Origin of the sequence: Pseudoalteromonas porphyrae (assembly GCF_001298125.1) — a bacterium.
Taxonomy (GTDB): Bacteria; Pseudomonadota; Gammaproteobacteria; order Enterobacterales; family Alteromonadaceae; genus Pseudoalteromonas; species Pseudoalteromonas neustonica.
Window position 1 is genome coordinate 66,911 of record NZ_LHPH01000024.1, and the last position, 9,999, is coordinate 76,909.

Annotated in this window: 3 protein-coding genes and 1 rRNA gene; 3 read left to right on the forward strand and 1 reads right to left on the reverse strand. The window is 40.0% G+C overall.

Annotated features, from left to right (window positions below):
* The first annotated feature begins 149 nt into the window (after window positions 1-149).
* Both ADS77_RS17435 and pbpC read left to right on the forward strand, forming a co-directional pair.
* Window positions 150-5,132 (forward strand): alpha-2-macroglobulin family protein, encoded by a 4,983-nt coding sequence (locus ADS77_RS17435; RefSeq protein WP_054455553.1) that lies wholly within the window; start codon window positions 150-152, stop codon window positions 5,130-5,132.
* A 178-nt stretch (window positions 5,133-5,310) separates the two neighbouring features.
* Window positions 5,311-7,590 (forward strand): penicillin-binding protein 1C, encoded by a 2,280-nt coding sequence (pbpC, locus tag ADS77_RS17440; protein WP_054455555.1) that lies wholly within the window; start codon window positions 5,311-5,313, stop codon window positions 7,588-7,590.
* 257 nt (window positions 7,591-7,847) lie between these two features.
* Here pbpC and ADS77_RS17445 read toward each other — a convergent pair whose 3' ends face one another.
* Complete coding sequence (locus ADS77_RS17445; protein ID WP_054205700.1) at window positions 7,848-9,266, reverse strand: alanine/glycine:cation symporter family protein; 1,419 nt, start codon at window positions 9,264-9,266, stop codon at window positions 7,848-7,850.
* Between the two features lie 656 nt (window positions 9,267-9,922).
* On the opposite strand from ADS77_RS17445, the gene ADS77_RS17450 reads away from it, so the two are divergent.
* Window positions 9,923-9,999, forward strand: a 16S ribosomal RNA gene (locus tag ADS77_RS17450); the annotation flags it as partial.

The window sequence follows — 9,999 nt, forward strand, 5'->3', positions numbered from 1 at the left end:
TTATATAAATCTTATTTATCTTAATCTTATCTCTTAATACTTTTAGTTATTACTTCAAATTGTTATCCTAGATCTCATTGATTTTAAATTACCAACGAGTAGTTTTTATTACCACATCATTCATGTGATCGTGGTCTATAAGGATATTTATGAAAGTAAGTCATTCAGTTTCCTACGCGCTCACATTAATGCTGCTATATATTTTAGTTGGCTGCAATAATGATGATTCAGAACCAACGCGCAGTGTAACAAGCAGTGCTACAAAAGCACAAAATTCACCACTAAACGATCCTTCCTTTAATTTAGCGCAAGTAAAACAAGATTACGCAAATACACCTTTAACTGTGCTTGATGTATCAGAACGAAGCCGAGATGGAAAAAACTCAATTGCGGTTACTTTATCTGTGCCACTAAACCCAGCAGACAACCACCAAAAATACTTTAATATTAGTAATAAAAAAGAAGGTGTGGCGGATGGAGCTTGGGTGCTGTCTAATTCAGGAAAAACAATTTGGTTCCCGTATGTAGAGCCACAAAAGAGCTATGATATTACGGTTTATCAAGGATTGGTTGCAGCTAATGGGGAACGTTTAAGTCAAACTTACAGTACCCAAGTTACAACGAATAAACTTACCGCAAGCATTAATTTTGACACTTCAGGGGCGTTTCTTACGAAAGGCTTAGGAAATGGTCTCCCTGTTGTGAGTGTAAATACGCGTGCCGTTGATATTAATTTTTACAAAATCAATGAAAAAGACAGTCAATCATTTTTGAATGAAATATCAAATCACCGCTATTATTGGGGTATAGAGCGAATCACACAATTTGGTGAATTAGCTTATACAGCAAGGTACGAATTAAATGCACCAAAAAATACCCGTGTAAAACGCAGTATTAATATTGATGGTATTAAAGCGTTAGAACCTGCAGGTATTTACCTTGCAGTCATGGTGAAAGCGGGCGGATATGAGCAGCATCAAATGATGTGGTTTAGCGTAACTGATATTGGCATGCATGCGCGTTTTTATAATAACCAAATTGACGTTCACACTTCATCGCTTAAATCTGGCAAACCAATGCAAGATGTTGAAGTAAGCCTACTTAATAATGAAGGCGAAATACTACAACAAAGTTTAACATCCCCTGATGGACAGGCTTCTTTTGTGACTAACCTCAATGCAGCATCTCTGATCAGCGCTAAGATGGGCGATCATTATTCTGTGATTGAAATAAATAAACCAGCGCTAGATTTATCTCAATTTGATATTGGCCTGCGGCCTAACACAGAGCAAGAATTATTTATTTACGCTCCAAGAGACTTATATCGACCTGGCGAAGTCATTGACTTTAATGCACTACTTCGAGATAAAGATGGGCGTTTAACGTCAACAAGTATTTTATCAGCAGTCATTAAGAGTCCTGATGGTACGCATGTTAAAACGTTTAAATGGGCGGGGGATGCAAGTAACTATTACAATAAAGCATGGTCAATTCCTCGTGATGCTCAAGTGGGTAGCTGGCAGTTTGAAGTATCCAGTGTAGATAAATCGGTATTTATTTTTAATTTTAAAGTCGAAGAGTTTTTACCTGAACGTTTAAAATTAACCTTTAACCCTCAGAGTGAATTAAAACGTCTTGTTGTTAACAAACATCAAACACTTACTGTGCCTGTTTTAGGCGAGTACTTATACGGAGCTCCAGCTTCGGGTAATCGTTTATCAACACAAGTAAATATAGCCCAGTGGCGTAGGCCTGTATTAGCATTACCAGAATTTGAATTTGGTAACATTCAAGAGACTGCTTTTAATACCCGTAATGATTTAACGGATGTTGAACTTGATAATAAAGGACAAGGAAAGCTGGTTTATAACGCTGATTTTTCAACGTTAAAAAGCCCACTGCGAGTTCAGTTTATTAGTAGCTTGTATGAATCAGGGGGGCGTCCTGTATCGCGGGCTTATTCAGGATTAGTATGGCCAGAAAATACGATGCTCGGCATTCGTAGTAGCTTTGGTGAACGTAACCCAGAAGCTAACTCTAAAGTCAGCTTTGAGATTGTTAATGCCTCACTTGATGGTGAAAAGCATATAGCGACTAATTTAGATATTAAGCTGATAAGAGAAGATCGCCGTTATTTTTGGGTATATACGCAAAGTGAAGGGTGGCATTACCAATGGGATGACAACGAGTTTGTTGAGCTTACTCAGTCAATAGATATTGAAGCCGGTAAAACAGCTCAAGTACGGTTTCCAGTTGAGTGGGGACGTTATCGTTTAGAAGTAAAAGATCCCGCAAATAACCTGTTTTCTAGCATGCAATTTTACGCGGGTACAAATTGGTATGAAGATTGGCAAGCGGCACAAGCCGGCAGTGGTGCCGCGCAACCAGATAAAATAACGATGGCGCTTGATAAAGCTGCGTATAGCGTAGGTGATACAATAAAAGTGAATGTAATTCCGCCAGAAGCAGGCGAAGCTATCATTATGGTTGAAGGTGATGAGCCACTTTGGATGAAGCGAGTGTCTATTTCAAGTGAAGGTGCAGTCGTTGAAATACCTTTTTCGAAAGAATGGCAACAACACAACCTTTATATTAGTGCTGTTGTGTTGCAAGCGGGCAGCAATGAGCAAAGTTTGACGCCAAAACGCAGCTTTGGTTTAGTGCATTTACCCTTAGACAGAGAGTCACAGCAACTTGATATTACCTTCGATGTAGCCGAAAAAGCACTTCCAAACAAAAATTTACCCGTTAAAATTAACGTTAAGCAGGCGGCAGATAATAAATCTAAACACGCTTTTATTACCTTGGCTGCTGTGGATGTTGGAGTGCTGAGTATAACGGATTTTGCAACCCCAGATCCGTTTGATGCATTCTTTGGGCAACGTCGCTATAACGTTGATGCACGAGATGTGTACGATAAAGTAATCGAAGTTAGTCAATCAGATAAAGCGAATTTACGTTTTGGTGGCGATACAGACCTAACGCGAGGTGGAAAGGCTCCACAATCAGAGGTAAATATTGTTTCTTTATTCAGCGGCTTAGTGGCTTTGAATCAACAAGGTGAAGCAAATGTAGACTTAGCGATCCCGGATTTTAATGGACGCTTAAAATTAATGGTTTTAGCTTTTTCAGATAATGAATTTGGTAGTGCCGAGCAAGAAGTAACCATTGCAGCACCAGTCGTTACGCAAATTGCAATGCCACGTTTTTTAGCGATGGGTGATAGCACAACGATTGCCCTAGATGTTACTAACCTCAGTGGTGTAGAACAAACACTAGCCGTTAGCTTTGAAGCAAATGGAGCAGTAAAGCCATTTACTGATGATAAAGATATTAGGCTACTTAATGGAGAAAAAACCACATTAACGTACCGAGTTGATGCTGAAAGCCCGATTGGCAACGCCTATTTTAATGTGATGGTTAAAGGTGATGCGCTTGAAGAAAGTGTACAACGGCAATGGCAATTAGGATCACGCCCCAGCTATAGTGCAACACATACCAAAGTTCAAAAAGTATTATTACAGGGTGAAAAGCTGGAACTAGATAAGCGCATAACTGATGAGCTTATTTTAGACACCGTGCAGGCCAGCGTATCTATTTTTAATCGCGCAGGCATAAACCTACAAAATCAGCTAACACATCTGATGCAATATCCTTACGGTTGCCTAGAGCAAACCAGTAGCCGTGCTTATCCACTTATTTTTGCCAGCCCAGAGAAACAAATATTAATGGGTATTAAAGGTGTGAGTGAGCAAGAGCGCTTAGCCATGATAAACCAAGGTATTGACCGTTTAGCTACTTTGCAGCTCAGTAATGGCGGTTATGGCTTATGGAGTAATAAGTCAACAGAAGAATATTGGTTAACTGCGTATGTGGGAGATTTTTTACTCAATGCGCGAGAAATGGGTGTAAATGTACCCGAAACACTCTTAAGTAAAACGCTTTCACGACTTCAGCGCTATATTGCACGTAGCGGCAGCTTTTACAATGAACCTTGGAGCGATGATCCCAAGCATAGTAATTTTGCTTACAAAGCCTATGCAGCATATGTTCTATCACGTGTGAACCAAGCGCCATTGGGAACTCTGCGTAGTCTTGCTAAAAATCAAGCGGATGACGCGAAAAGCGGATTACCACAAGTGCACCTAGCCATTGCTTTGGCTAATATGGGTGACAAAAAACGCAGTGATGCGCTATTCATTCGCGCTTTAAATAATATACCCACGAAAAGAGAACACTACTTAAGTGATTATGGAAGTCAAATACGAGATTTAGCGATGATGATTCATTTAATGATCAAACATCAGCAACACGCCCAGCATCAACAAAAAGCAATTGCACTTAGTTTTAAATTAGCCGATTTACTAAATCAACGAACGTATTACAGCACACAAGAGCGTAATGCATTATTTTTAGCGGGCTTGTCGCTGCAAATAAATAACAACACATTGTGGTCAGCACAGCTAATTTTAGGGAGTGCTAACTCAAAGAAAGACACGCTGACAGCCAATGAGCATACTCTGCAGCAAAAAACGGTATTTAAACAGGCCTTAACAGCGGAAAATTTACAGCACTCGGTTACAGTAATGTCTAAAAATGAAGAGCCATTATTAGCGACGATCAATATCAGCGGTTATGGTAAAAAAGCCCCAGTGCAAAGTACGAATGGAATAGCTATTGGGCGTCGTTGGCTTAATGTAAAAGGGCAAGAAGTAAAAGTTAATGAAGTGAAGGTGGGAGAGCTATTTTTAGTTAATTTAACAGTGAATGCCGATCAAAGAACACCTGATGCCATGGTTGTTGAATTACTACCTGCTGGTTTTGAGCTCGAAAATCAAAACCTAGCCCATGCAATTAAGCTTGATGAAATAGTAATAGACGGGCAAAGCATTACACAATGGCAACAGCAAAACCCAGTTAAACACCAAGAATACAGAGATGATCGGTTTGTAGTGGCACTTGAATTATATAAAGGCCGTACAGCACAATTATTTTATTTAGTTAGGGCGGTAACGCCGGGCATATATAAAGTGCCATCATCATTTGTAGAAGACATGTATAGGCCAGAACTACGAGGCGTCGGTAAGGCGACGAATGACATTACTATCAGTCAACCAAGTACAGCAAAGTAGTGAGAATTAAGCTAACGAAAAAGAGGGTTTGTAAATTTTTATTAGTCGCTTTAGCGTAAAAAAAATAATCGCAGGCTCTGCTGCTGCGCTCATTTTTTGGTGTGTTTTGTTGTTGTCAATAAGTGCTTTGCTGTTGGATTATTTATATCCACTTAAGCTACCGCAAGGGACTTACAGTATGGCAGTTACAACCAATTCAATTACACCGATAAGTAAAACGCGTGCAAAACAATTTGCACGCGTTGTGGTCGATGAAAACAATAGACCATTACGTACTTTTGCTGACGATAATGGGATATGGCGTTACCCAATATCGTTGCAGCAAGTTTCACCGCTATATATTGAAGCTTTAATAAACTATGAAGATCGCTGGTTTTGGTATCATCATGGCGTTAATCCATTTTCAGTATTACGCGCTACTTATCAAAATATTACACAAGGGCGAATTATTTCAGGAGGTTCAACACTGTCAATGCAAGTTGCGAGAATATTGCACCCTCACTCACGTAGTATTTGGGGAAAGCTACAGCAGGTATTGCGAACATTACAGCTTGAATGGCATTTAACTAAACCACAAATACTACAACTGTATCTTAATAACGCCCCTTTTGGTGGCACAATAGAGGGCGTGGAAGCCGCCAGTTATAGTTATTTAAATAAATCAGCGCAAGCGTTAACACACGCAGAAGCTGCATTATTGGCAGTATTACCACAAGCGCCCACACGGTATCGCCCCGACTTACATAACCAAGCAGCGCAACATGCACGTGATAAAGTGCTCAACCGTCTTGCAGAGTTTAAAGTGTGGCCGCAAAGCGTCATTGACGATGCAAAATTAGAGCATGTTTATAGCAGTCGCTTTAAATCACCGCAATTAGCCCCTTTGTTTGCAAGACGATTATTAAATCAACACCCAAAACAATTGATCATTAAAAGCACAATTAATGGAGAGTTACAGCAAAACTTACATGACTTAATTACAAACTACATTACACAATTACCAACGCGAAGTTCTGCAGCTATTTTGGTCGTGGATAACCGTACTTCGGCGGTTAAAGCGTATATAGGGACTGCTGATTTTGCTAATACAAAACGTTTTGGTTACATAGATATGATCCAAGCTATTCGATCGCCAGGCTCCACACTTAAACCTTTTTTGTATGGCTTAGCGTTAGACGATGGTTTAATCCATTCGCATTCATTATTAGCAGACACTCCTAGAAATAATGCACACTATCGTCCTGCAAATTTCAGTGGTGGTTTTAATGGGCCAGTATCGGTGCTTAGTGCATTGCAACGTTCTTTAAATATCCCCGCGGTTGACCTATTGCAGCGTTATGGCGTGAACCGCTTTGTTAGCCAATTAGATAATGCGGGATTAGCACTGTCTATTCCTCACAATGAGCCTAATTTATCAGTCATATTGGGCGGGGGAGGAACGTCACTAGAAGGCTTAGTTCAACAATACAGTGCATTGGCAAATGAAGGACAGGTGCACCAACTACGTTATTTACAGCATGAGTTAGCACAACCAAAATCAACACGGCGTTTATTATCGCCTGCAAGTGCGTGGGTGATCCAAGCTATTTTATCAGGGATTAGCCGCCCAGGTAGCATTCATACTTTGGCCTCTATGTATGAAACTAAAAAAATAGCCTGGAAAACAGGCACTAGCTATGGTTACCGTGATTCATGGGCAATAGGAGTGAATAAGCACTATACAATTGGCGTATGGGTCGGTCGACCTGATGGCACACCTATGCCTGGTCATTATGGTGGCAGTACTGCCGGGCCATTATTATTTAAAGTGGTTGATAATTTGGACCTCGATACAGTAAACATATCAAAACCGGATAACGTAACGGCAAAAAATATTTGTTGGCCATTAGGCACATTATATTCTGATCAAACAAAAATGTTTTGTCAGCAAAAACATCAGGCGTGGGTAATCGATGAGGTTGTGCCGCCAACTTGGCATCGTGAAGATGCTGATGCATGGCAAAATGGTCTTTTTACCTATTGGTTCAATCCAATCAACCAACAGCGGGTATCAATAGATTGCAATATAAAGGGTAAGCGCGCAAAACAAGTAGCGCTTTGGCCAAAAGTACTTGAACCATGGCTTATTAAAAACCAACGCAGAGCAGCCCTCATTCCAAAGCTTGATAAACAATGTATAGGTGCATTGCCATCTGCAAGCGCAACACTCAGGATTGTTGGTATAGAAAACAAGAGCATTTATCGAAAATCTGGGGTAAACGGCGAACCACCCAGTATTATATTGAAAACGGTAGGTGGAAGCGGACGCAAAAGTTGGTATATAAACGCTAAACAACACTACCAAACGTTAGAAAATGAGACGACCACTCATGTTTTTAGTGAGACAGCACAAGGTGATCAACAAATTATTGTACAAGACGAGTTGGGTAATACTGATATGGTAACTATCAGTCTTTAAATATTTGAAAACTAATAATGAGTGTTTTTGATAGGAGAAATATGCCCAAGTCACGATCAAGATATGAGCGTTGCTTTTAAACCAGTCCTTTGGGTATTTCAAAGGCACTTATTTTCTGCGTTGCTACCCCTTAAAGGAACCGCCATTATTGCGAAGTAACGCCTCAATAGTAAGCCCTGTGAAACGCTGAACCCTGCATCTTGAGGTGACTTGGGTACACACCAAAGTTTAAATAAATTAAACTTTGGTGTGATTTTTTACTTGTGCCAAATCCCTTTAGGGATTGATTCATCAAGCTTTTTATTTTGAGTAGGATCAAACGTTGGTAGTTTACCTGCTTTACGCTGAGCGGTGTAATCATTAGCTAGCCAAAAGACAACACCAGAGAGCATAAATAGTGCAATAACATTTACTATCGCCATTAAGCCCATTGATATATCAGCTAACGTCCAAATTAAGCCAAGTTCACTCACTGAGCCAAACATAACCATGCCAAGCACAATTAGGCGAAATATCAGCATGCCATGAGCATGATTGTGCTCTAAGAACATCAAGTTAGTTTCTGCGTACGAGTAGTTAGCGACAATCGATGTAAAAGCAAAGAATAAAATAGCGATGGCAACAAAAATAGCACCCCAACTACCCACATGCTGTTCAAGTGCCGCTTGTGTTAATGCAATACCAGTTACACCAGAGTCTGCAACTAATTGATCTGAGAGAAGGATCAAAGCAGCTGTTGCACTACAGATAACAACGGTATCAATAAATACACCGAGCATTTGTACATAACCTTGCGAAGCCGGGTGTGGAGGATTTGGTGTCGCGGTGGCAGCTGCATTTGCAGCACTACCCATACCAGCCTCATTTGAGAATAAGCCACGTTTGATACCTTGGATCATTGCTTGCATTACACCATAGCCAATTGCACCAGCACCAGCTTGTTCAATACCAAAGGCACTATTGATAATACGCATAAATACAGCGGGCAATTCTTGTGCATTTATAGCACATACATAAAGTGCAACAAGTAAATATGCTAACGCCATAAATGGCACAACTAATTCGGCAAAGCGAGATATTGTTTTCAGACCACCAAATATAATAATGCCAGAGCCAACAACTAACATTAAGCCAACAACATAATTAGGAATACCAAAGGCTACTTCAAAAGCTGCAGCGATTGAGTTTGATTGCACTGCATTAAACACTAAACCAAAGGCAAGTATCAGGCACAAAGAAAATACGATACCCATCCAGCGTTTACCCAAACCATATTGCATATAATAAGCTGGGCCGCCTCTAAAATTACCATGTTCGTCACGAATCTTGTAAGCCTGCGCCAACGTACTTTCAGCAAAACTTGTTGCCATGCCTATTAAGGCAATTAGCCACATCCAGAAAATAGCACCTGCACCGCCTAAATAAAGTGCAACAGCAACACCTGCCATATTACCTGTCCCAACACGGGCGGCGAGGGAAGTACAAAAAGCTTGAAATGACGAAATACCATCTTTATCGCACTGGCGAGAATTGAACATGACTTTAATCATGTGTGGGAATTGCACAAATTGAATAAACTTGAGTTTAATAGTAAAGAACAGTCCAGCTGCTATTAATAAGTAGACAAGGATATGACCCCACAGCAGCCCACTAATACTATTTATTATATCTATCATGTTATATGCCTAATGAACGAGTTAAAAAAACAGCGGGCAACTTATCATAAGCGAGGCAGATAGTTTAGTGTAACAATGAAAAAAGCTACGTTATCCACAGGCTTTTGTGGGTAACATGTCAGTTTCTTTTGTGTATCTTACAAAAGCGAAATAAATGCAATATTAGTGATAATAACGCTTGCGTAAAATCAGCCGCGCCCTATAATGCGACCCCACTGAGACGGCAGAGCGCAACGCTTAGCGGGGCAAGAGTTAATCAGTGAGTCGAGTAAAACTTAACTTTGAAATTCTTTAAAAGAAACTAAAAATTAAGTGTTGACAAAAAAATAGGAAAGCGTAAGATGCGCAGCCCTAGCGAGATAAAGTTTAACTTTAATCGCAACGTTCTTTAACAATATAAAGCAATCATCTGTGTGGGCACTCGTACAGATTGAGTTCTAACAGCCGAGCTTAACTTTCTTTTTAGATAGGTAAGCAAGGCAAATAAATTTAGAGTCTCAATGTGATTTCTCGAAAGAGAAACTGAGTGACCAACAGAATAGTTATTTTTAATAATTATTCAGCACAGTCAATTCAATATCGAAAGATATTAAATAAATTCAGAATTCATTGAGCAGGTTCTTCATTCTTTATTGGATGAGAACAGAAAAAACTTTTAATTGAAGAGTTTGATCATGGCTCAGATTGAACGCTGGCGGCAGGCCTAACACATGCAAGTCGAGCGGTAACAGAG